Below are 25430 nucleotides of genomic sequence, written 5' to 3'. Positions count from 1 at the left end.
GATAGTAAATTACTCAAAAAACCACGAATCAAAAAGATGTGATTTTGGGCTTGTTGTCAGGCTTTTTAGTCAAAAAGATTGGTGATGTCCTCCTTGCTCAGGCTCTTCACAAAACTTTCCTCTATGGTAATGAGGTTTTGGGCAAGCTTCAGTTTGGACTGCTGCAGTTTGAGGATCTTTTCTTCCACGGTATCCCTGGCGATAAATTTGTAAGTGAAGACCTTATTGGTTTGACCTATCCGGTGGGCCCTATCTACCGCCTGAGCTTCTATGGCAGGATTCCACCACGGATCCAACAGGAATACATAGTCTGCTTCCGTAAGGTTGAGGCCGAGTCCTCCCGCTTTCAGGGAGATCAGGAAAATACGGATGTTCTCATTGTTCTGGAACTTTTCCACCTCTGCCTTTCGGTCTTTCACAGACCCATCCAGGTAGGCATAAGGGATGTTCTCAGCCTGCAGGTACTGTTCCACAATTTTCAGGTGTTTCACAAATTGGCTGAAGATCAAAATTTTGTGGTCCTTGCCTAGCGCATTGGAAACCATGTGTGTGATGTCTTCAAACTTGCCAGAATCACCCTCATAGCCTTCGTCTACCATACTGGGATGGTTGGCGATCTGCCGCAAGCGAGTGAGCCCCTGCAGGAGAATCATCTGAGATTTTTGAAGGCCATCCTGAGCAATGAGATCTAGTATTTTGTTTCGGTAGGCATTTTTTTCCCGATCATAATATTCTCGCTGCTGTACAGAGAGGTCACAGTAGTGGACATTCTCTACTTTTTCCGGCAGGTCTTTGGCCACCTGTGTTTTTTCTCGCCTGAGAATAAACGGCTTGATCAGGGCATTGAGGCGACGCATTTTAGCTTCATCCTTGCGTTTTTCTATCGGAATCTGATACTCCGTTTTGAAGAACTTTTCGGTACCCAGCAGCCCCGGATTCACAAAGGACATCTGCGACCAAAGGTCCAGCGTGCTGTTTTCTATGGGTGTACCAGACAGAATGAGTTTTCTTCTGGACTTGAGCTCTCGTACCGATTTGGAGATGATGGAGTCAGGGTTTTTGATGGCCTGAGACTCATCCAGGATGATGTAGTTGAAATAGAACTGCTTTAGCAGGTCGGTATCTATCCGAGTGATACCATAGCTGGTGATGACCAGGTCATATCGTGCAAAACGTTCGTGATTTTTGTTTCGGTTAGTTCCGGTATAGTTGAGGATTTTCAGTCCGGGAGCAAACTTCCCTGCTTCCATCTCCCAGTTGTAAATGAGGGAAGTGGGCATCACCAGCAGGCTGGTGGAGCCGTTGTCTTTTTCTTTTTCACCCTGTAGCAGGGCCAAGGTCTGTACGGTTTTTCCAAGACCCATATCATCGGCCAGACAGCCACCAAAACCATACTGATTGAGGAAGGACAGCCAGTTGTAGCCAGCCTGCTGGTACGGGCGAAGGGTTCCTTTAAACTTAGCGGGAACCGGCGTATCTTCTATTTCATCAAAATCCAGCAGCTTTTCCAGCTTTCTGGTCATGGCTACTTTGGCGTGGTTGCCATCTTTGAGGTCTTTGACCAGCGACACGTGGATCTTGTTCAGTGTGATGTTTTCTGCTCCGTTGCTGGTGAACGCAAACAGGTCGCTGTACTCTGTCACCCAGTTATCGGGGATAATGGCGTACTCTCCATTGGGTAGTTTAAACTCACTTTGCTTGTTGAGCACGTACTGGCGAATGGTGGTAAATGGGATTTCGAACTCCCCAAAACGGATAATCGCCTTGATATCAAACCAATCGATGTTTTCGGTAATCTCCAGATTGAAATCGGTGGAGCCCACAAAATATTTTTTAACAGAAGCGTCCCGCTGGTCTATGATGAAGCCCTGCTCGCGGAGTGTAGCCAGGTTGTCGTTGAGCCAGGACATCGCATTCGTTTTGCTCAGGGTGGATCTGGAGCTTTTGAGTGGGAGTCCCGAGTTGGTCAGCGTATCGATGAAACTTTTCTCCTGAGTGGAGTCCCGCCTGATCCGGTGAAAAATGTAATCATCTTCCTGCTTTTCTACAGAGACACTCACTTTTTTGAGTTTGTCCGCCTTGTAGGAATAGGTGCCGTAGCGAAAGCTTAGTTCAAATAAGATTTTGGAAACATCGGCACTAACACCGTTGGCCGTGGGGGTGTCAAATAAGGAGCCCGTGCTTTGTGAGGCAGAAGCCAACTCTGAGAATGACAGCACCGGGGTGGGCAGAAGCTTTTCAGACTTGATCTCAAATCCCTGTGCATACACATCGAATGACGCTATGAGCGGAGCCACAAATTTCCGATAGTAGGTTTCCTCTACGTTTTTCGGAATGAGAATAAATTTTTTGTTAAAAAAAGGCTTCAGCTTGTTTCCATTCACCTCTTGCTCGAAGGTGAAGAGGGTATCGTTCACTACCATCCAGGCAGGTTCTTTGCACAGGAGGTAGCTTTCATTTTGAAAGAAATGAACCTTCTCTTCCTTAAGCTTGATGGTAGGAAAATAATGCGTGTTTTCTTCGTTTCTTCGGAAGTGAAAAAGCACCGTAGCTTTTTCATCAGAAATCGTAATCTTTTTCCACGTGGGCTCTCCGTCTTTGCCCATTTCGAAAAGTTGCTTGCCATGAATAAGTGACAGCACTTTGGACCGACGGATTTCCAGGTACCGGTCTATTTCGTCCTGCAGGATCTTATCACCCGCTTTTTTATCATAGACCTTTAGAAAAAACTCATCGAGTTTCATTTTCTTTTTCTGGAAATGATTGAATACAGCCTTTTGCTGCATCTGATCCATGGTCTTGATCAGCTCATAGTCAGCCGCATCCAGCCCCTCGTCAAATTCTTCGGCATTTTGGGCAGAGATGTTCTGGTGAGAATAAGTGAGGTTTCCTTTGTCGTTGACCTGTACGACGAACGACTCAAACAAGAAACCGAGGTACTCATGCTCAAACAGAGAATAGACAATTTGAAAAGGCTGATCAGGGGCTACTTTCATATGATTTGCGACTGGGCAAATTTCGAAACTAATAAAAAAGGAATTAAAAATCACTACCTGCCCAAAGAAGAGATTCTTAAGTTTTATCAGCGGTTAAAAGAAGACTTTCCTTCAGAGAAGGGAAGATGAACTCAAAATCATTGCAGATCCGTCATGGTGATACTTTTGGAGGCACTAAGTGCAGGCTGAATGGAGGTGACAATGGTAATTACAATAATGGACAAAACGGTGAGGAAAACGTCCAGCCACTGCACTTTCACAGGGTAGGCATCTATGATAGCTGTCTGCATGCCCATGGTGACCAGACCAAACTCCTGCTGCACAAAGCTGACCAACAGACCCAGGAGGAGACCGGTAAACGCACCAGTAAAAGCCACAATACAGCCTTCCAGTAAAAATATTTTGGTGATCAGTCCACGGGAGGCACCCTGAGCCGCCAGAATGGCCACATCTTTTTTCTTGTCGAGCACCAGCATATTGAGTGAGAAGAAGATATTGATGGATGCAATGGCTATGATGATGGAAAACGTGAGGAAGACGAAGAACTTTTCATAAGACAACACCCTGTAGAGGTCGCCATGAATCTCGTCATTGGATTGTACCAAAAAGGAAGGTCCAAGTAAATCCTGCAGCTTTTTCTTCACCTCATTGGGCTTGGCTGAAGGAACAAGCTGGAGTTCCAGATGATTTCGCTTCCCCTTTTTGTTAAAGAGGTCTTCAGCAAACCGGATAGGTACATAGACCAGGTTTTCATCATAAGATTTCTCTACTGCAAAGACACCACCAGGCAGGATGTTTTTGAGCCGATACATTTTCTCAGGGTTCAGCATTCCTGGACGTACTTCATCGGGGAAGTACATCTGTATGGTATAAAAATCATTTTTTGGGTTGATGGACAGGTCGTACTGGACACCTCGGCCCACGATGGCGTAGGAGATGTCGTTGGAGGTAAGCTTGAGGTCCCCGAACACCAGATAGTCCTCCAGACGGCCCTGCTCAATGAAGCTTTCACTCACTCCTTTCACCCTGGCCACGCGCTGCGCATTGTTGTACTTGATGAGCACGTTATCTTCCAGTACCTCGGTGATGCTCAGTATTTCTTCGAGGGAGTTTACTTTTTTGCTAATATCTGGCCCATATACAAAGGATTTACCCACATTGGCGGATACCACCAGGTTAGGGTCCACCGTGCCATAGAGGTTTCGAAGCAGGCCTTCCAATCCATTGAAAACTGACAGAACGATGATCAATGCCATGGTACCAATGGCCACCACCAACATGGAAATGATGGAGATCACATTGATGAAGCTTTTCTTCTTTTTAGAGAGAAAATATCTTTTGGCAATGAAATAGGCAAGATTCACTCCTCTTCTTCGGTTTCGTCTGCTGGGGGAATGTTTAAACCATCGATGAGCTGATCCATTCGGGAAGCCCGCTCTTCTGTATCGTCATGAAAGAACGCCAGCTCCGGAATCACCCGGACCTGCTTACCTATTTTATTGCCCAGGTGCTTTCGGATTTCACTTTTCTTTTCGTTCAGGTTAAAGAAAACGTCCTCTGTGTTTTGGATAGGAAATACGCTGAGAAAGATCTTGGCAAAGCCCAGATCGGGAGACATCTCCACTCCGGTGACTGTCACCAGGCTGTGCCCGAAATAGTGACGGGTGTCGCGCTGAAAGATCTCACTAAGGTCCTTCTGGATTTGCCTGCCGTACTTATGTTGTCTTTTGTTCTGTGTCATTGATGCAAATATCCATAATATAGTGTAAGGAGTACACGCCTGTGATTGTTTTGTGGGGCATAGGTGCCTCAATTATTGGAGAGGAAGCAAGGAAAGCGTCTCCTCCATCAATTTATTTGTTAATTTCGAAACGCATAACAGCCAGACTTCATTTCAAATTGCTGCAATTTTTTAGAATTAACGATCCGTACAGGATGATTTTTGTTTTCCTGATCCTGGTAGCGATCAGGGTGACATGGATTGTCGCTGGGCTGCCGCTCTCGCTCCCTGAGCTGAAGTGGTTGCTGGTGGGCGAGCGCCTGAGTGATGGGTTTACCATGTACAAGGACCTGTATGACCATACCGGGCCACTGGCCGCGCTGGTCTATAAGTGGCTGGACTTTATCTTTGGCAGGAGCAGATGGGTTCATCTGGTAGTCAGTACTTTTTTGGTGACTGTTCAGGCAGGTATTTTCAATCGGATTTTGTTAAAAAATAAGGCCTACGATGAAAACAGCTACGTTCCTGCTTTTCTGTACATCGTTCTGATGTCTTCAGTCATGGACTTTTTTGCGCTATCACCACAGCTGATGGCGATCACTTTTATCCTCATGTCACTTAATCATATTTTTAGGCGAATCGATAATGTAGTGACTGATGAGCTTTTCCTTCTTTCTGGCGTTTATCTGGGAGTGGCCACGTGCTTTTATCTGCCAGCCGCAGTATTCTTTGTGATGTTTTTGCTCAGCTTTATACTTTTTTCGTCGGCTGTGCCTCGCAGGTTGCTATTGCTGGTCTACGGAGTGGGAGTGGTGGTTGTGGTAATCTGGGCGTATTTTTTTTGTTTTGGAGCCGGTAGAGATTTCCTTGGAGACTTTTTTCTGGAGGGTGTGACCAAAGCCAGAATTTTTTATGTGAGCTTCACGGAGCTCCTGGGCATTGGTGGGTTTTTGATGGGTGTGACCTTACTTTCTTTAACGGTCCTTTTTTCACTCAGGGTGACGAATTATCAGCAGAAGATGCAGCAGGTAATGGTTTCATTTATGCTGGCGGCATTACTGGCGGTCTTTTTTTCAAGGGACCTCATGAGTGCGGATTTGATCTTTTTTGTGCCGACCGCTACTTTTTTTCTCGTTCATTATTTTTTGGGGCTGAAGCGCAAAGTCTGGAAGGTGCTGATGCCATACCTGGTGGTGATAGGGCTGCTGATATACCCCAATATGTGGCTTAGAAATAATCCGCCCACCGGGTTGCTGGTGAGTGCTTCTGAGGTGAACGTGCCCGGAACCCGACTGATGGGCCTGGGGCTGAATATTTCAGATTATCAGGAGTATAAGTTGGCTGGCCCATTTCTGGACCCGGAGGTAAGTAAGAAAAAACTGGAAGACCTGAATTACTACGATGAGGCGTCAGGAGTTTTTGAGACACTGGAGCGCTCCTCTCCCGATGCTATTATTGATCAGTGGGGCGACATGGAGCGCATATTTGAGAGATTTCCGGTATTCAGAGCACATTATGACGAGACTTCACCCGGGGTTTATCTTCGGGTCAAGCCTTGAAAGACTAATCTAGCAACTGATTTTATCCACCCTTCTTTGGTGTCTTCCTCCTTCAAACTCGGTGTTCAGGAAGGTTTTTACAATGGACTCAGCCAGTTCATAGGCGGTCCATCGGGCGGCCATGCAGACCACATTGGAGTTATTATGTTGCCGGGTGACGGCCGCCAGGTCGGTATCCCAGCACAGAGCGGCTCTTATTTTCTGGTGTTTGTTGGCCGTGATGGTCACCCCCTGACCGGAGCCACAGATGAGCACTCCAAAGTCGCAATCGCCCTTTTCTATGGCGTCACAGGCTGGGTGTACAAAATCAGGATAATCTGCTGAATCGGCGTTGAATGGGCCGAAATCAGTGACTTCATACCCTTCCGATTGAAGCCATTTAACCAATTTTTCCTTGTGATAATATCCGGCGTGATCTCCGCCGATGGCTATTTTTTTACTCATCGTGTTTCTGAATTTCGGTGGTTTCGAGGAGCTCTCTTCTGGTCACCCTCCGGGAGATAAAGATACTTACTTCATACAATCCCAATAAAGGAATGGCGATCAATATCTGGCTGAAAGGATCGGGCGGGGTGAGCATAGCCCCCAAAATCAAAATAACTATAATGGCATGACGTCTGTAGGTTCTTAAAAGTTCCGGCGTGACCAGGCCCGCTTTGGTCAGGAAAAACACCACAATAGGCAACTGGAACAATATGCCGCATGCCAGGATGAGGGTAATAACCGTTGACACATAGGATATGATGTCAAACTCATTCATAATGCTCGGGTCCAGCCGATAGTTAGACAGAAAGTTGATAGAGATAGGTGTGACAATGAAGTAGCCAAAAAACACGCCCATCAAAAAGAGGAGACTTACGTAAAAAGTGGCCCCTCTGGCGGCTTTGCGCTCTTTTGGGTAGAGTCCTGGTTTTACAAAACGCCAGATCTCCCAGAATGCATAAGGAAATGCGCAAATAATACCAATCACAAACGATGACGTGACGTGCATAGAAAACTGACCAGTCATTTGCCGGCTTTGGATGATGAACGGGAGCTCATCAATGCAAAGAGCCGGAGATTTGAGCATCTCAGACAGCCGGCAAAGGGCTTCGTAAGTCCAGAAGTCGATCCGACTTGGGCCTAAAATGATGGTGTGGAAAACCAAAGTTTTGGCAGCAAAAGCCGCTATGGCAAACACCATAATGGCAATGAGCGACCTGATCAGATGCCACCGGAGTTCCTCCAGGTGGTCTAAAAAGGTCATTTCTTGTTCTTCGTCCTCAACTTGGTCCAGAGGCATATGGCTTATGCGTAAAGCGGGAAGTCATTCATCCAGGTATTCACACTGGATTTTACATGTGCAAGGGCCTCATCATCCGTATGGTTGGTGATCACCTTGTCGATCAGATCCACAATTTTTTCCATATCGCCCTCCATCATGCCACGGGTGGTAATGGCTGCTGTACCTACGCGCATTCCAGAGGTGATAAAGGGTGATTTATCATCAAAAGGCACCATGTTTTTGTTCACGGTAATGTCTGCTTTGATGAGTGCGTTTTCAGCGTCTTTTCCCGTTAGTTCCTTAGACCTCAGGTCTATCAGCATGAGGTGATTGTCTGTGCCACCGGAAATGAGGTCATAACCCTTCTTCATAAAAGCATCAGCCATCACCTTGGCGTTTTTCTGCACCTGCATGATATAGGTCATGTATTCGTCAGATAGGGCCTCCCCAAAAGCCACTGCCTTGGCAGCAATGATGTGCTCCAATGGCCCACCTTGGGTGCCGGGGAATACTCCCGAGTCCAGGATAGAGCTCATTTTGCGAATGGTCCCTTTGGCAGTGGTGAGGCCAAATGGATTGTCAATGTCTTCACGCACCATGATGAGTCCACCACGTGGGCCTCTCAATGTCTTGTGGGTGGTGGTGGTTACAATGTGGCAGTGGTCAAGCGGGTCGTTGAGTAACCCACGGGCGATGAGTCCTGCCGGATGTGAAATATCCGCCAGCAATACCGCGCCCACTTCATCAGCGATTTCGCGGAAGCGCTCATAGTCCCAATCTCTGGAATAGGCAGAAGCTCCGCAGATAATCATCTTTGGTTTAACCTGCCTGGCTTTTTCCTCCACTCTATCCATGTCTATCAGGCCAGTGTCCTGCTCCACGCCATAGAAGTTGGCCTGGTAGTATTTTCCCGAAAGGTTGACGGGTGAGCCATGTGACAAGTGGCCGCCGTGAGACAGATCAAATCCTAAGATTTTATCTCCGGGATTGAGACAAGCCAAAAATACCGCGGCATTGGCCTGAGCACCTGAGTGAGGCTGTACATTGGCCCAATTGGCACCGAAAAGTTCTTTGATTCGCTCTATGGCCAGGGTCTCCACTTCATCCACTACTTCGCATCCGCCGTAGTAGCGTTTCCCAGGTAGCCCTTCGGCGTATTTGTTGGTGAGCACGCTACCGGCAGCTTCCATTACCTGCAGAGAAGTAAAATTCTCAGAGGCGATAAGCTCGATGCCTTCATTTTGTCTTCTTTTTTCCTGGTCTATTAGGGCAAATAGTTTGTCGTCTCTTTTCATGGTTAGCTTTAGGTTTTACCTGGTGGGAAAGTCTTTTTTAATTCCTCCTTAGAACGAAGCGCCAAAATTAGTCGATGACCCCCACTTTACCAATGTCATTTTTACTCGTATTTGTGACAGTGTTGGGTTATTTTAGCTTTTTACTTTGTGTTTTGTGAGATGCTAGAAGAGTTTAGAAAAGAAATAGACCAATTGGATGATGAGCTGATCAAGCTGCTCAACAAGCGGATGGACATCGTGCAGGAGGTGGGCAAGTTGAAGCGATCAGACAAGTCTGCGATCTATAGGCCGGAGCGCGAAAAGGCGATTATAGACCGCCTCACGGCCAATAGTCAGGGGATACTGAACAGAGCAGCCATTGAGGCTATTTTCTTCGAGATTTTTGCGGTGAGCAGAAATTACGAACTCCCGGAGCGCATCGCTTATCTGGGACCTGAGGGGAGTTTCACCCATCAGGCGGCAGAGAGCAGGTATGGTGCCATGAGCGACTATATTCCACTGGACTCCATCACCTCAGTCTTTGAGTCTGTGAAAACTTCTCGAGCCAGATTTGGTGTGGTGCCTATAGAAAACAATCAGGAAGGCACTGTGCAGGAAACCATTGATCTTTTGGCGATGCACAAGCTCAGCATTGCGGCAGAAATCGTGCTTCCCATCCATTTTGCCTTTGCTTCTAAGGAGGAAAACCTGGAAAATATTAAAACGGTCTATTCGCGGGACATTGCCTTCCGACAGTGTAAAAACTTTCTGAACGACTACTTCAAACACCCTGTGAAACTGGTGCCCGTGAGCTCCACGAGTCGTGCGTGTCAGATAGCCGGGGAGGAAGATGGAGCGGCTGCTATCTGCGCTCCTATTGCTGCCAGACAATATACATTGCCGATTCTTTATAGCAACATTCAGGATTCGGCCGATAACCAAACCCGGTTTTTGATCATCAGCCAGAATTTTGTTAACCAGGTCAGTGGACAGGATAAAACTTCGGTAATAGCCAATCTGCCCGATGAGCCCGGGTCACTGGTGAGATTCTTGCAAAACTTCCAGAATGCGGGAATCAACCTTTGCAAGGTAGAAAGCAGACCAGCCAAAGAAGGAACCACCTTCAAGTATGTGTTTTTTGTGGAGTTTGAGGGACATTTTAATGAACCCAAGGTTCAAAACACCATTCAGCCATACAAGAACAACATCACCTGGCTGGGGAGCTATGTGCAGTTGTGCTAGAAGGGGTTAGTTGGCTATCTTAAACAGAAGAGATAGCTGGATGTACTGATTGAACAGATTCTTCCGATCGATGATGGCATCCTGATTGGAGACCTGTGTAAGGGCCGTGCTGTACCGCATCCCCAAATCCATGAAATAAGAAACTGACAGGCTGGCTCCGGCTGTAACGGAGGCTTCCCATCGCTTATCGTAAGTTGAAAGGAGGTTCTGACGGGTAGAGTCATTCGCGTGATTTTTGGCACTCAGAAGTCTTGCAATTTCCACTCCCAAACTCAGTTTTAGTCGTTTTACCGGGTACACATCCAACAACAGGGGCATATTCAGGTAATGAAACTTATAGTCGAGTGTGTCATGATCTATTTGGGTACCCTTCAGGATATAGCCCGGCTCCATGGAAAAACCAATGGGCAAGGATTTCAACTGAGTGGAAAGGACAAATGAACTGCCAAAAGTGTTTCTGGGGCTGAGGCTTAGACTGCCCGAGTTTTCACCCTTCAATGTGGTCATGTTGTACCCTACTTTCCACCCAAAGTAGGACTCCTGGGCAACAATCTGGAGAGATAGGAGCAGGACGAGAGCAAAACCAACAAGTCTGGAGTGCATATACAACGGATCGAAATAAATGAATCAAAATTATTTATCGCTGGTGAAGATAAAAATATTTCCTTTGTGTGAATAACATCCTAAACTTTTGGCCAAAACTAAAACTACTTTTTACTGTCAGAACTGCGGAGCCAACTCGGCCAAGTGGGTGGGCAAATGCCCGGCCTGCGGGGAGTGGAATACCTATGTAGAGGAGATCGTGACCAAAGGGACCTCTACAGAAAAAGAAGTGTGGGAAGATGCCAGCGCTCCCCGCAATCAGCCCCGCAAGATTCAGGATGTGGTTTATGATGAGCACCAAAGAATCAAGACACCCACAGGTGAACTCAATCGGACGCTGGGTGGTGGCATCGTGCCCGGCTCGTTGGTACTGATTGGGGGAGAGCCGGGGATTGGTAAATCCACCCTACTGCTCCAGATGGCCATCAGGATGAAAACCACCAAAGTGCTTTATGCCTCTGGCGAGGAAAGTCTGGATCAGATCAGAATGCGTGCGGAGCGCATCGGTATCCAGGCAGAAAACTGTTTTCTTCTGGCCGAGACATCCCTGGCCAATATCTTAAACCATGCGGCGCAGCTCAAGCCGGAGATTCTGATCATTGATTCTATCCAGACCCTGCATACGGAAACCATTGAAGCTTCTGTGGGCTCCATTTCTCAGGTACGGGAGTGTGCAGGCAAGTTGATGAAATACGCCAAACAGACCAATGTCCCTGTTTTCCTCATAGGGCATGTGAATAAAGACGGAGCGATTGCCGGACCGAAAGTGCTGGAGCACATGGTGGACACTGTACTACAATTTGAGGGTGACAGGCATCTTTCTTACCGAATCTTGCGAACCTCCAAAAACCGCTTCGGCTCTACTTCCGAGATTGGCATCTATGAAATGCGTGAGACCGGGCTGCGGGAGGTGACCAACCCCTCAGAAGTGTTGATCTCACCCAGAGATGGTTTCCTGAGCGGTGTGGGCATTGGCGCCACTTTGGAAGGGAACCGACCACTGCTCATAGAAGTGCAGGCGTTGGTGAGCCCTGCCACCTATGGCACTCCTCAGCGGAGTACTACGGGCTTTGATGGTAAAAGGCTGAACATGTTGCTGGCGGTGTTGGAAAAAAGACTTGGGATAAGACTAAGTGCACAGGATATATTTTTGAATCTTGCTGGCGGGATCAAAGTGAACGACCCGGCGCTGGATCTGACCATATGTGCGGCGGTCTTTTCGTCGTTTGATGACATTGCGATCCCTAGTTCCATCTGTTTTGCGGCGGAGGTAGGGCTGGGTGGAGAAATCCGAGCAGTCAATCGCATTGAGTCAAGGATTACGGAGGCGGCAAAGCTCGGTTTTAAAGAGATTTACCTTTCCAAATACAATGTAAAGGGGATCGATACTTCCAAGTTTGACATAGAAGTAAAGGCGTTTACTCGTCTTTCTGAGGCTTTTGAAATCCTTTTTGCCCGCTAGTACCGCTCTTTGGGTGAGCGCTGTTTGAAGCGATTCTTTTCTTTGGGGATGGGATCACCCTCAAACTCGTAATCACGCTTCTTCCTTCTTTCCTGCTTATTGATGATGGTGTAGATACCCTCCTGACCCTTTACTTCCACCTTTTGGCCAAGAAAGCTTTGCGAAGCAGCTTTGGTTCTTTTGACTTTAGGTTTATTTTGTTCGACCAAACTCTCCTGTTCTCTATGGCCAAAGATGAAGTTGATGCCAAACCGCACATCAATGGCTTGAAATTTAGTGAGGTCGTAGTTGACTACCTGATCCACGGCCAGATACATCTGAGCGGGTCCTCCCTTCAGAGCCAGGGCCGCGCCCATATTGAAAAATTGCTGTGGAAGTTTGGTGACATTCACGGTACCCACAAAATACTTCCCAAAAGAGTGTCGATATCCGGCACCTAAAAGAAACTTCATTTGTCCCTGAATGTATCTCGCACCTCCAGTGGCAATCACATCGCCCCCATTGTGTGCATGATAGGTCCAGCTCAAATAAGCCTTCGGGCTGATGAGGGTGGTATAGGGGTCATCGGTTTCACTTTTCCGATTTTTAAACTTATTGATGAGAGAGTCCTCTATGGTCTGCACCAAATCCCCCGGATCTTTAAGGTCGATGCCTGAGTAAGTCATGGTGGTGTCTGCCAGGGTATAATTCTTGATGTCATCTTTCCAAGAGATGAACCCAAGGTCGGTAATTGACCCTGAGATGGAATAATCAGGCCCCATGTTCCAGTTAAATCCAAGGTCAATGGCGGCACCACGATTGTTATTGGAGATGAGGTGTGTCCCCAGGTTGCCGGTATTTCCCTGAAAAATGTCCATTCCACTGGTGCGGAATGTGGCATTTTGTAAATCCAGACTGATGGAATAGTCTTCTTTGTCCGTAGTGAGATCGGCGGTGAAGCCTCCGGGTGTACTTCCATTGAGAAAACCCTGTAGGTATTTCGCCCGGACACCTACAGAAATGTCGCTCGAAATATTGGTGGAATAACCCAATCCAAACTCCCTGAAATAGGTTGTTGACATTTGTGTTTTACCAATTTTGATGGTTTCACCTTTGGAACCTGCGTTGCCTTTGATCACAAATTCCATGAGGGATTTTGGGTACAAAAAGTCCATCTCTATTCGCTCGTTGGCATACAGAGCCAGGGTGGACCCGCCACGCGTAGTGATCCCAAGATGAAAGAGATTAAAAGCAGTCGTCATGCTCACCATATTGTTTTTCTGCAAGCTCTTAAGGTATAGGTTCAAATCTATTTCCTTTTGCGCTTCTCCCTGCACGATGACATCCTTGTAATTGAATTTATTGTTGAAATTCAAATGAATACCCGAAAGCACAGGAAGTCCGATAAACACTTTTCCTTCCGGAATAAGTGCCGGGTTATAGTAGCTGTTTTGAAAGGTAGCATTGCCAAGGTGGTAGAAAGACAGACTGTTCTGGGCCCTGGAGGCCAGCGCACAGACTACAACAAAGGAGAGTGTTATATAAAATCGCCTCATCATAGTTCAGTTTTTAGTTTTCCGACTACAGCCACTTTAATGTCTATTTTATAATCAGCCAGGATCTTCACGTAAACATCCCTGGTGCCCGAAGTGGCGGGCGTATTCAAAATGACCCGCAAGACTACTTTCGATCCCGAGCGGAGCGCATCCACACCTTCGGTAGTGAGGTGAATATCTTCTACGTGGCTTCGTGCCTGCGTTACCAATCCCGATTTGTCTATAAATGGGGTTTCCAGAACCAGGGCTTGTGGCACGGTATGTAACGTGGAGTCCGCATTGTCCCTGATCTCTACTTCCAGTCGTGCAGAAAAAGGAAGGCCGTTCGACGAGATGATGCGCATGGTCAGGCTTTCGGCTTCATCAAAGTCCAGGCCATCACCAAGGCTAAAATCAATTTCACGGGTGACATCCTTCAGGGATAGCTCCATAGGGAGCGAAATCTCAATGGCGGTGGAAATGTAGCTGTCGTCCATTACAAAATTTTGCTGTGTGGGATCATCAGGGTTGGCAATTCCCGTGAGATTGAACCCTATGGATCTTGGGGATGCAGCCAGCAGGTCCCTCAAAGAAGAGTTTTGACTATTGAGTGAGACGGTTGACTGAACAAACTGTCCGGGTCGCTCGGCACCCTCTACCACTTGTGGGTTTACGGTGGCACTACCACTCAGGAAGGTGGTATCCATCCCGCTGGCAGAACTGTCTGCTCCATAAAGGCCTCTAAAAACAATGCCAAGGGGGACACCAAAGGTGCTTTCAAAATGGAAGTTGATTTCAGGGTCACCGAACTTGAAGCCGGATTCTCCCAGGTCTTCAAAGAAGGCAATATTGAGAACTTCGTTACCCACAGCCAAGGTATCCTGCCCAAATTTGCCATAAAGAATGGAAAAGCTCTGGTCAAGATAGCTGAGCGTCATATTCAGGTAATCGGAGGCAGAAGTACTTTCTCCAGGCCCCAGAAAAACCGTGATTTGGGCATTTACCTGAAAGGTGTTGCTGTCTCCTTCTGTGGTAAGGAGGGTTTTATAACCGTCCAGTTCTCGCGACTCTTCGTAGTTGCCAAAACCTCCGAGACTTCCTGCAAATGATACAGGTTCGTTTCCGGTGATTGACCGGGTATTGGTGATATCAAAGGTGAAGTTGATATCACTGCCCATATTGGAGTTTAGGGTTAAGACCAGGTTCCCACCATTATAAAATACTGAGTCAAGGGATTCCTTCTTTTCGGCCGGGTAACCAAAGACCAAAACGGTATCAATAACCGCTTGCTGACTTTCCGGAGCTGGTCCGAGGGCCGGCAGACTGATTCTGGCCTGGTTGCTGATATCGTCAATATTGATCACATCCTCACCCTTGTTGAACTCAGCACTGTCAAAATAAGTGAGCTTGAGCAAGGAAGTACTGTCTTCTTCCAGTTGGAGTGCTTTGTCCCCTATTTCGTTCAGCAGGTCACGCATAGTATAGGAGATTTCGCCAAGCGGCAAGGCTACCTCACTGGTCAAAGTAGGGCCTTTTAGGTTGTCAAAATCAAGTTCATTGACATTACAACTCAGGCAAAAAAGGATCAATAGGGCGGATAGTGATTTTTTCACGTTACTAAAATTGGTAAAATAAGTCTAAAGCAAAATGTTTTTCTCCTGTTTTTCGATGAATCCCGCGATTCCCTGTATCCCACCGGTGTGGATCAGGACTATTTTGGAGTTGGGAGGGAAATAATTGGTCTCTATAAGCTTTGTGACCGCAAAATACATTTTAGCTGTATAAATAGGATCGAACAACACATTGATCTTCTTTTTGGTGTCATTGATGAAAGCCACCAGGTCATCTGAGACCTTCCCGTAGCCTCCAAAATGCCATTGGTCCAGGAGTTCATAATTCTCAAAGGGAATGTCGTGATGTTGAAGCATTTTCTTAAATTCTGAATGTATGAAGTTTCCCTTCAGTGCGGAGATGCCTATCAATTTACTTTTTCCACTCATTTCTTTTAACAACCCGGCCATGGTTCCCCCTGTACCCACCGAGGTGACCACATAGTCAAACGGCTGATCTATTTCTTTCCATATTTCCTGACAGCCCCGGATAGCCAGCTGATTGGTGCCTCCTTCCGGCAGGATCAGATAGTCGGGGTAGGTCATCTGGAGTTGATCCTGGTTTTCTTTGAGGTGTCGGTAATCGCTTCTGGAAACAAACCGGAGTTTCATGCCCTGGTCAGAGGCAAACCGAAGGGTAGGGTTGCTCCCAGGAGAGAGCTCATCTCCGCGGATGATTCCGACAGACTCCAGCTGGTTAGCTGCGCAGGCTGCTGCCGTTGCGGCGATGTGATTGGAGTAGGCTCCGCCAAAGGTCACGATACCGGTTCGATGTGTTTCCCGGGCATGGAGAATATTGTATTTCAGCTTCCGCCATTTGTTGCCCATGATGTGGGGATGAATAAGGTCATCACGCTTGATCCAGACCTTCAGGCCCTTTTCTTCAAAGAGAGGTTCATGAATTTGCTCAATCGGAGAAGGGATGCGATCCATACAGCGAAGTTAGGTAAATTTGCCCCATGATTGACCCACAGGAAGAGCACCAGAACGAGGACTTGTTTGAGCATCACCATATTATTGCTGACCCCAAACAGGCCATACTGCGTGTAGACAAGTTTTTAATGGACAGATTGCCCAATGTCACACGTACCAAGATTCAGTCTGGGATCAAAGATGGTTTTGTTAAGGTGAATGGGGAGTTGGTAAAGCCCAATTACAAGGTGCATCCCGGGGATTCTATCCACATCTATTTATCGGAGCCTCCAAGAGATGAGGATGTAGTGCCTGAGGATATCCCGTTGAATATCGTCTATGAGGACAAATACCTGTTGATCGTGAACAAACCTGCCGGGATGGTGGTGCATCCGGCCTACCAAAACTGGAGTGGTACTCTGGTGAATGCCCTGGCCTTTCACTTTCAGAACCTCCCCGAAATGGAGGGAAATGAAGGCAGGCCCGGCCTGGTGCACCGGATAGACAAGGATACTTCCGGACTATTGGTGATTGCCAAGACAGAAGCTGCAATGACCGGCCTGGCACGTCAGTTTTTTGATCACAGCATCGAACGCACCTATTATGCCCTGGTGTGGGGAGAGCCGGAACCTTCCAAAGGGACCATTGATGTGTTTGTGGGCCGCAGCCTGAAGGACCGGCGGGTTACCACTGCTTTTCCCGAAGGGGACTTTGGAAAAAATGCCGTGACACACTACGAGACTATTAAACAGCTGAGGTATGTGACCCTGCTCAAGTGCAACCTGGAGACGGGACGTACTCACCAGATACGAGCGCACATGAAGTACATCGGACATCCTCTGTTCAATGATGCCACCTACGGTGGAGATACCATCCTAAAGGGCACGGTGTTTACCAAATACAAACAGTTTGTCCATAATTGCTTTAAAATGATCCCGAGACAGGCGCTGCATGCCAAGACCCTTGGCTTTATTCACCCCATCAGCAAGGAACCCATGCGCTTCGACTCAGAACTTCCCGAGGACTTCACCCAGGTACTTGAAAAGTGGGAAAACTATGTCAATCACTACGACGAGGAGCAATAGACGACCATAAAATGATTTTTAGTATTTGGTGAGTTTGTGGATAGCACTTTGTTGGATTTCTGAGAAATTTTAAACGAATGGGCAGAATCTTTCAGGTTTCTTCAAAAGGGAGATACTTCCGAAATGAAAGCGTTGTTCAGAATAATAGCAAATACTACATTTGATATTGTGATTTTTGCATGAAATTGAGTAATTTATTACCATCTAATCAGCAAACAGATGGTAATTCGTGAAAAAATACAATCCATGGGGATGTTCATTTCGGTTGTAGTTTTTCTTCCCTTATTGACCCAGGCCCAAAGTGAAGTAAAAATCTATCAGGACGCAGACGCCTACATGCGTCAGGAAGAGTATGACCTGGCAGTGGACGCTTTTCAGTATATTTCGGACCTCCCGGATGTCAAATACAAATCCACCATCAGCGCTTTACTGAGCAAGAAGTACCGCTATCGCTCCATTGATGCCTATTTGGAATTTGAGGCCGAGAAAGACAAGGATCCACTCTACTACTATTGGCTGGGCAAGATCTACCTGAGAAGAAATATCCTTTCCATAGCCTCCGAAAACCTGAACCAGTTTCTGAAAATGTCAGAAGGGATGAACAAGCTGGATTCATACAGACAGGAAGCACAGTTTAAACTGCAATTTGTCAATGCCGCAGAGACCGCCTATGCCGTGACGCCTATAGAAAGCCCGATCAACTCCAATTTTGCTGAAATGTCCGGAGTATTGTTTGAAGATGAAACCAAGCTCCTCTTTGCCTCTGATCGGCTGGTGGAAGGAAAATTTGACATTTACCTCACTGAAAAGGGTCCCTATGGATGGAATGCGCCAAAGGTGATTTCTCAGTCACCGGTAGACGCTGACCACCTCAACCTGCTCTACGTTCGGGGGACATTTATGTATTACGATCAGCAAACCAACCAGCTCCACGAGATGGAAATTGGTGCCAATGACTGGAAAGCACTTTCGAAAGTGGAGACCCTGGATTTGGCTCAGGTACAGCATATCTACATGAATAAGTATAAGACCCGATTGATTTTTTCAAAGCTGACAGTGGACAACGGGATGGAGATTTTTGAGTCGTTGAAACTACGATCTACCGGTGATTGGATGGCTCCGGTCCTTATTTCGCCTCAAATATCGAGTAGGTACAACGAAGACTACCCATACCTGACAGACGACAATAAGCGGTTGTATTTTACCTCTGACCGCCCCGGAGGACTGGGCAAAAGAGATATCTATTACTCCGACTTTGATGAAGTGAAGAATGTATGGGGACCACCCATCAATGCGGGGATACCCATCAATACCGTAGATGATGATTTCGACTTCCGGCTGAGTTCTAACGACGAGGCGGTTTTCTCATCTGACCGAATAGAATCCACCGGAGACTATGACCTTTTTGTATTAAAGCTCAAAGAATAAGGAATCATCGGGTAACGACCATTTCCAGCAGATCATCCAGGTATTCCCGGTTATTGGCGAGTCGAGGCACTTTATTTTGCCCACCAAGTTTGCCCCGTTTCTTCATCCAATGGTAAAAAGTGCCTTTCGCTACCTGATGCACCAGCGGGGCCACCAGGGCTATGTCTTTGTGGCGCTTGGCATCATAGTCAGAGTTGATTTCACGCAGCTTGGTATCCAGTATTCGCTTGAATTGATCCAGGTCCTCAGGTTGTTTGTTGAACTCAATGATCCACTCATGACTACCTCTGGTGCCAGCCTCCAGATAGCGTGGTCCGGCTGTGAAGTTTTCCATTTCCGCGTCGGTTTGCTCACAAGCCTCCGCAATGGCTTCTTCAGCATTTTCAATGATCAGCTCTTCGCCAAAGGCGTTGATAAAATGCTTGGTTCGTCCACTGATTTTGATCCTAAAAGGGTCGAGTGAAGTAAACCTGATGGTGTCGCCAATCTTGTATCTCCAAAGGCCGGAGTTTGTCGTAATAATGATGGCATAGTTTTTTCCCAGTTCCACTTCGTCAAGACTGATGGTTTTGGGCTGTTCTTTGTCCCATTCTTCCTTTGGGATAAACTCATAGTAAATCCCATAGTCCAGCATGAGGAGCATTTCTTTGGAGTCTGTCCTATCCTGAATGCCGAAAAACCCTTCAGACGCATTGTAGGTCTCCATGTAACGCATATTACCGGAAGGAATCAGGCTATTGAAAAGCTTTTCGTAGGGAGTAAAGGCCACAGCTCCATGGATGAAGGTTTCCAGGTTTGGCCATACTTCCAGGATAGAGCTGGCACCTTTGATTTCCAGTATTCGCTCCAGCAGCACGATGGTCCAGGTGGGCACCCCGGAGATAGAAGTCACATTCTCGTCCAGGGTGTAATGCGCCATTTTTTCTATTTTCTCTTCCCACTCCTCCATCAGCGCTATGTCAAGAGAGGGTGTTCGGACCATCTGCGCCCAGAAGGGCAGGTTTTTGATCAGCACTGCCGACACGTCTCCGTAATAGGATTTAGCGTTTTTATCAAACTGATTTACCTGCTGGCTACCACCGATCACCAGGTTTTTCCCGGTAAACATCTTGGTGTCGGGATAATTATTGACATAAATAGAAAGCAGGTCCTTGCCCCCCTTATAATGACAATCCTCCAGGGCCTCGTTGGATACAGGAATGAACTTGCTACGGGCGTTGGTAGTGCCTGAGGACTTAGCAAACCACCGGATCTCTGATGGCCAGAGGAGGTTTTGCTCTCCCCGCATTAGTTTTTCTATGTATGGAAAAAGGTCTTCGTAGGTGACTATTGGTACCCGTTGGCGAAACTGTTCCCTGGTGGCGATGCTGTCAAAGCCATACTTTTTTCCATATTCAGTTTTGCCACCTCTGGCTATGAGCGACATTAGCAGCTCTTCCTGCACCTCGTGCGGGTATTTCATGAAAAGCTCAATGTCGTGAATCCGCTTCTTCATTACCCAGGTCAATATGGAATTAAGAATCTCCATTATTTCTTTCGCCTGAGTTCAAAGTTTTTACCCAAATAGACCCTGCGGACCTGCTCATCTGCCGCCAACTCCTCGGGAGTGCCGGCTTTCAGCAGATTTCCTTCAAACATGAGGTAGGCCCGGTCGGTGATGGAGAGAGTTTCATCTACGTTGTGGTCAGTGATGAGGATTCCAATGTTCTTATTCTTGAGCTGGGATACAATCGTCTGGATCTCCTCTACGGCAATGGGGTCTACGCCCGCAAAAGGTTCATCCAGCAGTACAAAACTTGGATCTACGGCCAGTGCTCTGGCAATTTCGGTTCGCCTCCTCTCGCCCCCGGAGAGCACCATCCCCAGGTTTTTTCTGACATGGGTCAGGCTGAACTCCTCCAGCAAAGACTCCATTTTTTCTTTCTGCTCCACCTTGGAGAGCTTGGTCATTTCCAGCACTGCCAGGATGTTGTCTTCCACAGAGAGTTTTCTGAACACCGAGGCCTCCTGCGCCAGGTATCCGATTCCTTTTTTGGCCCGTCTGTACATGGCCAGGCCCGTGATATTCTCCTCATCAAGAAATATACTCCCTTCGTTCGGCTTGATGAGCCCCACGATCATGTAGAAGGTGGTGGTTTTCCCTGCTCCATTTGGCCCCAGCAACCCTACTATTTCTCCCTGATTCACTGACACGGAGATGTCGTTAACCACCCGGCGCTTTTTATACTTCTTGATTAAATGCTCTGCTCGTAATTCCATATCTATAGACCTTGCAAGATATCAATCAAATTTAATATCCTTAATGTTTAGCTGTAGGCTTTTGTTTCCCCTGTAAGTGTTTTCCTCTATCTGGTAAGCCACCTGAAAGACCTCATGGTTCAATAGGTCCTCAGACTTTTCCGACAGACCAAAGCCAATGGCTTCATAAACGAGAGGGTTTCCATCCTGGTATAATGAGGCCTTGAGGTGCTCCTCTTTTATTATTTTGGGGGGAAATTTCAGCTTCACATCTTTGGTCACAAAGAGAGGTTTGAGGTTTTGTGGACCAAATGGCGACATCTGCTTGATGATCATATAGTTTTTGTAATTCACAAAACTGAGGTCCACTTCCAGGTCTATTTCCAGTTTGGGCTGCAAGATCTCCAGATTAATGGTTTCAGAAACAATCTTTTCAAATTTTTGCCGGAAGGCTACCACGTTTTCCAAGGGCAGAGTGAGGCCCGCTGCATGTGTGTGTCCCCCAAACTGCTCGAGCAGGTCACTGCAGGAGGAGATGGCCTCATGGATATCAAATCCCTCAATGGAGCGGGCACTACCGGTTGCTTTATTTTTAGATTCTGTGAGGATAATGGTAGGACGGTAGTATTTTTCGATGCATCGGGAAGCCACAATACCGATCACTCCTTTGTGCCAGTCATTCTTGAAAAGGACGGTGCTTTTGGCCAGCTTCAGACTTTCGTCTTCCTCCACCATGCTCAGCGCCTCTTCGGTAATGGTCTTGTCAAAATCCTTTCTTTGGGAGTTTTTAGCATTGAGCACACTTGCAAAGGCCTGGGTTTCGCTATCATTTTCGGCAGTGAGCAGTCGCACCGAGTCATGGGCATGGGTAAGTCGCCCGGTGGCGTTGATCCTGGGCCCCAGGTAAAAAACAATGCTTGAAATGTCAATTTCATTTTTCAGACCGCTCACTTCCATCAGTGCTTTGAGTCCCGGGCACGGCGAATGGTTGAGCTTTTTCAGCCCGTAAAATGCCAAAACCCTGTTTTCTCCTACGATGGGCACAATGTCTGAGGCAATGCTCACTGCCACCAGGTCCAGGTGTTGATAGAGCTGCTCCATTGGGATGGAGTTTTGCATGCAAAAACCCTGGAGTAACTTGAAGCCCACTCCGCACCCCGACAGTTCCTTAAACGGATAGGGACAATCTGCCTGTTTTGGGTCGAGGATGGCGTGGGCTTTTGGTAGCTGCTCCCCGGGGATGTGGTGATCACAAATGATCAGGTCAATGTCATAGGTATTGGCAAGATCGGCTTTATCTACCGCCCTGATCCCACAGTCCAGGCTGATGATGAGCTGGAAGCCATTGTCATGGGCATATTCTATTCCTTTGGTGGAAATGCCGTACCCTTCAGTGTATCGGTCGGGTATGTAATATTCGAGGTGGTCGGAGAAGGATTTTAGAAAGCCATACATGAGGGATACCGAGGTGGTGCCGTCCACGTCATAATCGCCATAGATGAGAATTTTAGCATTGGAGAAAAGGGCTTCACAAAGCCGGTTGACGGCCTTGTCCATATCCTTCATCAGAAAAGGATCATGCAGATGACTGAGTGAAGGTCTAAAAAAGATTTTGGACTGCTCAAACTCCGAAATACCCCGCTGAAGGAGGAGTGCCGTGAGGTCTTTGTTGATATTGAGCTCCTTCGAAAGAGACTCGAGGTAGTCTGTATTTGGAATGTCCCGCAGCTCCCATCTTTTTTCCATTCGGGGAAATTAGAAAATATGGGCCAAAAAGCGAGGGGTGGGTTAAATGATATTGTCCAAATCTTTTTCTCCTACATAGTAGTTTTGGTACCAGTATTCATAATCTTCATACTTCACACAATCATAATCATTGCGCTCTCCGAGTATGATGAAATGAACGGGCTGTAACCATCCGGAAAAGAGAGTAGACTGGGCGAAGGGGAGGTCAGAAAGCCTGACGATTTTGGTGCCTTCGAAGAATATTGGCGATGCTTTACGGGTCATATCAGGGCAAAAGTGTTATGCAAGCATACTAATTTTTTCTAAAAAGGTTGCGCTGTTAGGTGTTATCAATCTATTACCCAGATGAAGTTACTGTTTATCATTGTGGTAATAGTTGGGTTATATTTAGCGCATTTGGATATATTGGCGGTAATTCTCTATGAAGATAACACTGAGTGAGATATGGAATTTTTCTGAGCTGATAAGCTCCGAAGAGCAGGGCTGGTCCTATAAACTGGTGGCTGGCAGTGTGGTGGTGGCGGATATTTCTCAGCAAGTGCTTTTGAGCCTGAAGGGAGATGCAGAGTATGACACGGAGTTATTACCTTCCATTTTCACCTTCAGAGAGATTCTGTGGCAGCCTGATGTGTTCACCGAATCTGTCAAAAGCCTGCCTGGCCTCAGGATATTGAAGGCACATTGTGAGGACATCATTGCCACCTATGAGGAGGGTGGGCTGGAGACTCAGCTACTGTATTCTGCTCTTTTGAGGGGGCTGGCAGCCTGTAGTGAAGAGGCGATCGCCTCATTGGAGAGTGAAAGTGTCTCTGTAAAGAAGGCTTTGGGGGAGTTTAGAACAGCGGCATTCCCTATCGTGAAGTTCTTCATTTTTCATCCCCAGAATAGAATTGATTACTACAAGGATGCAGTGAACAGACTAAACTACGCCGTGAAAATCATGCTCACACAGTTTCATGGAAAATATACCGAATTATCGGATCCATATTGGGAAGTGATCTATAGCCAGCCAGACAAAGAACCAAAGTCTCCCAGGAAAGCTGTCGGAGAAAAGGAAAAATCTTAGTTTTGCGGTTTAAAATTTAACAAATTCACAGAGAATCCGTTTTCTCGTGGGTACCCAAAGAACACTAAATCTGTCCCAAAGATTTATGCAGCCAGATCAGCAAAGGGAGGCCATGGAGCGCACCCGCTTTTTCTTAAAGAACTTATTCAGGGGGATACTCTGGCTGGCGGTGATCGTTGGGGGTTATTTTTATCTGAAAGCAAATTACAATTTTTCGCTAGAGGGAGTTCTGGGCCCACTCTATGACAAGCCCTTGGTTATTTTTGGTATTTTTTTTACCTCAGAGACCATTTTTGGGATCATTCCCCCGGAACTGTTTATGATCTGGTCGCTTCGAAATGAGGTGCTCCAACAATATATCCTAAATGTGGTGGGTCTCTCGGTACTGTCTTATCTGGCGGGCATTATCGGTTATTACATCGGTTCTCACTTTAGCACCACACAGCTTTATCGCACATTACAAAAAAACTATCTGGCCAAATTTGAAAAGCATGTTAACAAATTCGGGGGATTTCTGGTTATAGTGGCGGCCCTGACACCACTGCCATTTGCCGGGATTTGTATGCTGATGGGTGCTGTAAAATACCGATATCGTAGGTTTCTTGTGATTTCTATGACCCGGTTTTTGCGCTTCATGGTCTATGCGATAATCATTTGGGAGGCTAATATTTTTCAGTAGCCAAAACAAAAACAATTTAAATGAAAACAGGAGTTTTGCTGGTCAATCTGGGAACACCGGATTCCACGAAAGTGGGTGATGTAAGAAAATATCTGAGAGAGTTTTTGACTGATAAGCGGGTAATTGATATCCCTGCAGTCTCACGCTGGATGCTGGTGAATCTGATCATCGCACCTTTCAGGGCACCTAAGTCGGCGGCAGAATACAAGCGACTGTTTACTGAGCGGGGTTCTCCGCTGAAATATTATACTGAAGATCTCCTGGAACCCCTTAGGGGAATGTTGGGTGCAGACTATGCCGTGGAGTATGCCATGCGCTATCAAAGTCCTTCCATTCAGTTGGGTCTGGACAAACTGCGAGCACAGAATGTGGGCAAGATTCACGTCATTCCGCTGTTTCCTCAGTATGCTTCCGCATCCACAGGCTCTGTAATCGATAAGGTGATGGAAATCGCTAAAAACTGGCAGATAATCCCCGATATTAAATTCACCTCACAGTTTCTAGAGGAGGATAAGTTTCTGCAGGTGATCGTGAAAAATGGGAAGAAATGGATGGCACAAACGGACTACGACCATTTTGTTTTTAGCTATCATGGTCTACCGGAGCGCCAGATTCTGAAAGGGTCAGTAGGCAACCAGTGTCAGTTGGGCGCTTGCTGCAGTCAGTTTCATGATCGAAACAGGTATTGCTACCGGGCCCAGTGCTACCAGACCACCCGATTGCTGGTGGATCGACTGGGGATTCCCGAAGAAAAATATACCGTCTGTTTTCAGTCCCGCCTGGGCAGAGATCCATGGATCAAACCCTATACCGATCATGTGCTGGAAGAACTGGCTACAAACGGCAAAAAGAAAGTATTGGCTTTCTCTCCTGCATTTGTCTCCGATTGCCTGGAGACTACCGTAGAGGTGGGCGAAACCTACAAAGAGGACTTCATCAAGGCAGGTGGCGAGCAGTGGGACCTGGTAGAAAGTCTGAATGATGACCCATTGTGGGTAGAGTGCCTGGCAGATATAGTCAGAAAGGTCTAGC

Annotated in this window: 22 protein-coding genes; 8 read left to right on the top strand and 14 right to left on the bottom strand. The window is 46.9% G+C overall.

Features of this window, described 5'->3' with window-relative positions:
- Window positions 1-65 precede the first annotated feature (65 nt).
- The 3 genes from RIH33_RS10255 to rbfA all read right to left on the bottom strand — a co-directional run bounded on the left by RIH33_RS10255 (window position 66) and on the right by rbfA (window position 4737).
- Window positions 66-2996 (bottom strand): DEAD/DEAH box helicase, encoded by a 2931-nt coding sequence (locus RIH33_RS10255; RefSeq protein ID WP_406652078.1) that lies wholly within the window; start codon window positions 2994-2996, stop codon window positions 66-68.
- 137 nt (window positions 2997-3133) lie between these two features.
- Complete coding sequence (locus RIH33_RS10250) at window positions 3134-4360, bottom strand: ABC transporter permease (protein WP_406652077.1); 1227 nt, start codon at window positions 4358-4360, stop codon at window positions 3134-3136.
- Entirely contained in the window at window positions 4357-4737 is a 381-nt protein-coding gene (gene rbfA / locus RIH33_RS10245) for a 30S ribosome-binding factor RbfA (RefSeq protein ID WP_406652076.1), read from the bottom strand. Before rbfA ends, RIH33_RS10250 begins: the two co-directional genes overlap by 4 nt.
- 194 nt (window positions 4738-4931) lie before the next feature.
- Between rbfA and RIH33_RS10240 the strand changes: the two genes are divergently transcribed.
- Window positions 4932-6275, top strand: coding sequence for a hypothetical protein (locus RIH33_RS10240; RefSeq protein ID WP_406652075.1), 1344 nt, complete (start codon window positions 4932-4934; stop codon window positions 6273-6275).
- 9 nt (window positions 6276-6284) lie between these two features.
- On the opposite strand, the gene rpiB is transcribed toward RIH33_RS10240, so the two are convergent.
- From rpiB to glyA, 3 genes are read right to left on the bottom strand one after another with little or no spacing between them, the layout of a single operon-like run.
- Window positions 6285-6719, bottom strand: coding sequence for a ribose 5-phosphate isomerase B (rpiB, locus tag RIH33_RS10235; RefSeq protein ID WP_406652074.1), 435 nt, complete (start codon window positions 6717-6719; stop codon window positions 6285-6287).
- Window positions 6712-7557 (bottom strand): twin-arginine translocase subunit TatC, encoded by an 846-nt coding sequence (tatC, locus tag RIH33_RS10230; protein ID WP_406652073.1) that lies wholly within the window; start codon window positions 7555-7557, stop codon window positions 6712-6714. The genes rpiB and tatC overlap by 8 nt, the downstream gene beginning before the upstream one ends.
- Window positions 7558-7562: 5 nt before the next feature.
- Window positions 7563-8834 carry a serine hydroxymethyltransferase gene (gene glyA / locus RIH33_RS10225; protein WP_406652071.1) on the bottom strand — a complete coding sequence of 424 codons (1272 nt, stop codon included), beginning with the start codon at window positions 8832-8834 and terminating at the stop codon, window positions 7563-7565.
- Window positions 8835-8993: 159 nt separating this feature from the next.
- On the opposite strand from glyA, the gene pheA reads away from it, so the two are divergent.
- Window positions 8994-10055 carry a prephenate dehydratase gene (gene pheA, locus RIH33_RS10220; protein WP_406652069.1) on the top strand — a complete coding sequence of 354 codons (1062 nt, stop codon included), beginning with the start codon at window positions 8994-8996 and terminating at the stop codon, window positions 10053-10055.
- A gap of 6 nt (window positions 10056-10061) precedes the next feature.
- Here pheA and RIH33_RS10215 read toward each other — a convergent pair whose 3' ends face one another.
- Entirely contained in the window at window positions 10062-10658 is a 597-nt protein-coding gene (locus tag RIH33_RS10215) for a porin family protein (RefSeq protein WP_406652068.1), read from the bottom strand.
- Window positions 10659-10746: 88 nt separating this feature from the next.
- Here RIH33_RS10215 and radA point away from each other — a divergent pair, with 88 nt between their 5' ends.
- Window positions 10747-12120, top strand: coding sequence for a DNA repair protein RadA (radA, locus tag RIH33_RS10210; RefSeq protein ID WP_406652067.1), 1374 nt, complete (start codon window positions 10747-10749; stop codon window positions 12118-12120).
- Here the strand turns inward: radA and RIH33_RS10205 are convergent.
- From RIH33_RS10205 to RIH33_RS10195, 3 genes are read right to left on the bottom strand one after another with little or no spacing between them, the layout of a single operon-like run.
- Complete coding sequence (locus tag RIH33_RS10205) at window positions 12117-13658, bottom strand: DUF5723 family protein (RefSeq protein ID WP_406652066.1); 1542 nt, start codon at window positions 13656-13658, stop codon at window positions 12117-12119. The genes radA and RIH33_RS10205 overlap by 4 nt on opposite strands.
- Window positions 13655-15247 (bottom strand): hypothetical protein, encoded by a 1593-nt coding sequence (locus tag RIH33_RS10200; protein ID WP_406652064.1) that lies wholly within the window; start codon window positions 15245-15247, stop codon window positions 13655-13657. Before RIH33_RS10200 ends, RIH33_RS10205 begins: the two co-directional genes overlap by 4 nt.
- A gap of 24 nt (window positions 15248-15271) precedes the next feature.
- A complete protein-coding gene (locus RIH33_RS10195; RefSeq protein WP_406652063.1) occupies window positions 15272-16177 on the bottom strand; it encodes a 1-aminocyclopropane-1-carboxylate deaminase/D-cysteine desulfhydrase in 906 nt (301 codons plus the stop codon).
- 26 nt (window positions 16178-16203) lie between these two features.
- On the opposite strand from RIH33_RS10195, the gene RIH33_RS10190 reads away from it, so the two are divergent.
- Both RIH33_RS10190 and RIH33_RS10185 read left to right on the top strand, forming a co-directional pair.
- Entirely contained in the window at window positions 16204-17241 is a 1038-nt protein-coding gene (locus RIH33_RS10190; RefSeq protein WP_406652062.1) for an RluA family pseudouridine synthase, read from the top strand.
- Window positions 17242-17460: 219 nt separating this feature from the next.
- Window positions 17461-18669 carry a hypothetical protein gene (locus tag RIH33_RS10185; RefSeq protein ID WP_406652060.1) on the top strand — a complete coding sequence of 403 codons (1209 nt, stop codon included), beginning with the start codon at window positions 17461-17463 and terminating at the stop codon, window positions 18667-18669.
- A 4-nt stretch (window positions 18670-18673) separates the two neighbouring features.
- Here RIH33_RS10185 and RIH33_RS10180 read toward each other — a convergent pair whose 3' ends face one another.
- The 4 genes from RIH33_RS10180 to RIH33_RS10165 are packed head-to-tail and all read right to left on the bottom strand — an operon-like array spanning window position 18674 to window position 22917.
- The gene (locus RIH33_RS10180; RefSeq protein ID WP_406652059.1) at window positions 18674-20164 is read right to left on the bottom strand and encodes a GH3 auxin-responsive promoter family protein; all 1491 of its coding nucleotides are present in this window, start codon (window positions 20162-20164) and stop codon (window positions 18674-18676) included.
- A gap of 32 nt (window positions 20165-20196) precedes the next feature.
- On the bottom strand, window positions 20197-20928 hold the full coding sequence (lptB, locus tag RIH33_RS10175; RefSeq protein ID WP_406652057.1) for an LPS export ABC transporter ATP-binding protein: 732 nt from the start codon (window positions 20926-20928) through the stop codon (window positions 20197-20199).
- Between the two features lie 21 nt (window positions 20929-20949).
- Window positions 20950-22653 carry a single-stranded-DNA-specific exonuclease RecJ gene (recJ, locus tag RIH33_RS10170; protein ID WP_406652056.1) on the bottom strand — a complete coding sequence of 568 codons (1704 nt, stop codon included), beginning with the start codon at window positions 22651-22653 and terminating at the stop codon, window positions 20950-20952.
- Between the two features lie 42 nt (window positions 22654-22695).
- A complete protein-coding gene (locus RIH33_RS10165) occupies window positions 22696-22917 on the bottom strand; it encodes a hypothetical protein (protein WP_159585312.1) in 222 nt (73 codons plus the stop codon).
- A 157-nt stretch (window positions 22918-23074) separates the two neighbouring features.
- Between RIH33_RS10165 and RIH33_RS10160 the strand changes: the two genes are divergently transcribed.
- The 3 genes from RIH33_RS10160 to hemH all read left to right on the top strand — a co-directional run bounded on the left by RIH33_RS10160 (window position 23075) and on the right by hemH (window position 25429).
- On the top strand, window positions 23075-23719 hold the full coding sequence (locus RIH33_RS10160; RefSeq protein ID WP_406652054.1) for a hypothetical protein: 645 nt from the start codon (window positions 23075-23077) through the stop codon (window positions 23717-23719).
- Window positions 23720-23804: 85 nt separating this feature from the next.
- Window positions 23805-24398, top strand: coding sequence for a YqaA family protein (locus RIH33_RS10155; RefSeq protein WP_406652053.1), 594 nt, complete (start codon window positions 23805-23807; stop codon window positions 24396-24398).
- 20 nt (window positions 24399-24418) lie between these two features.
- Window positions 24419-25429, top strand: a complete 1011-nt coding sequence (gene hemH, locus RIH33_RS10150) for a ferrochelatase (RefSeq protein WP_406652052.1) — start codon at window positions 24419-24421, stop codon at window positions 25427-25429.
- Window position 25430 lies beyond the last annotated feature (1 nt).

Source organism: Marinoscillum sp. (genome assembly GCF_040222955.1).
Lineage (GTDB): Bacteria > Bacteroidota > Bacteroidia > Cytophagales > Cyclobacteriaceae > Marinoscillum.
Note: the sequence above shows the minus strand (reverse complement) of the source record. Positions and strands in the feature narration are given on the sequence as shown.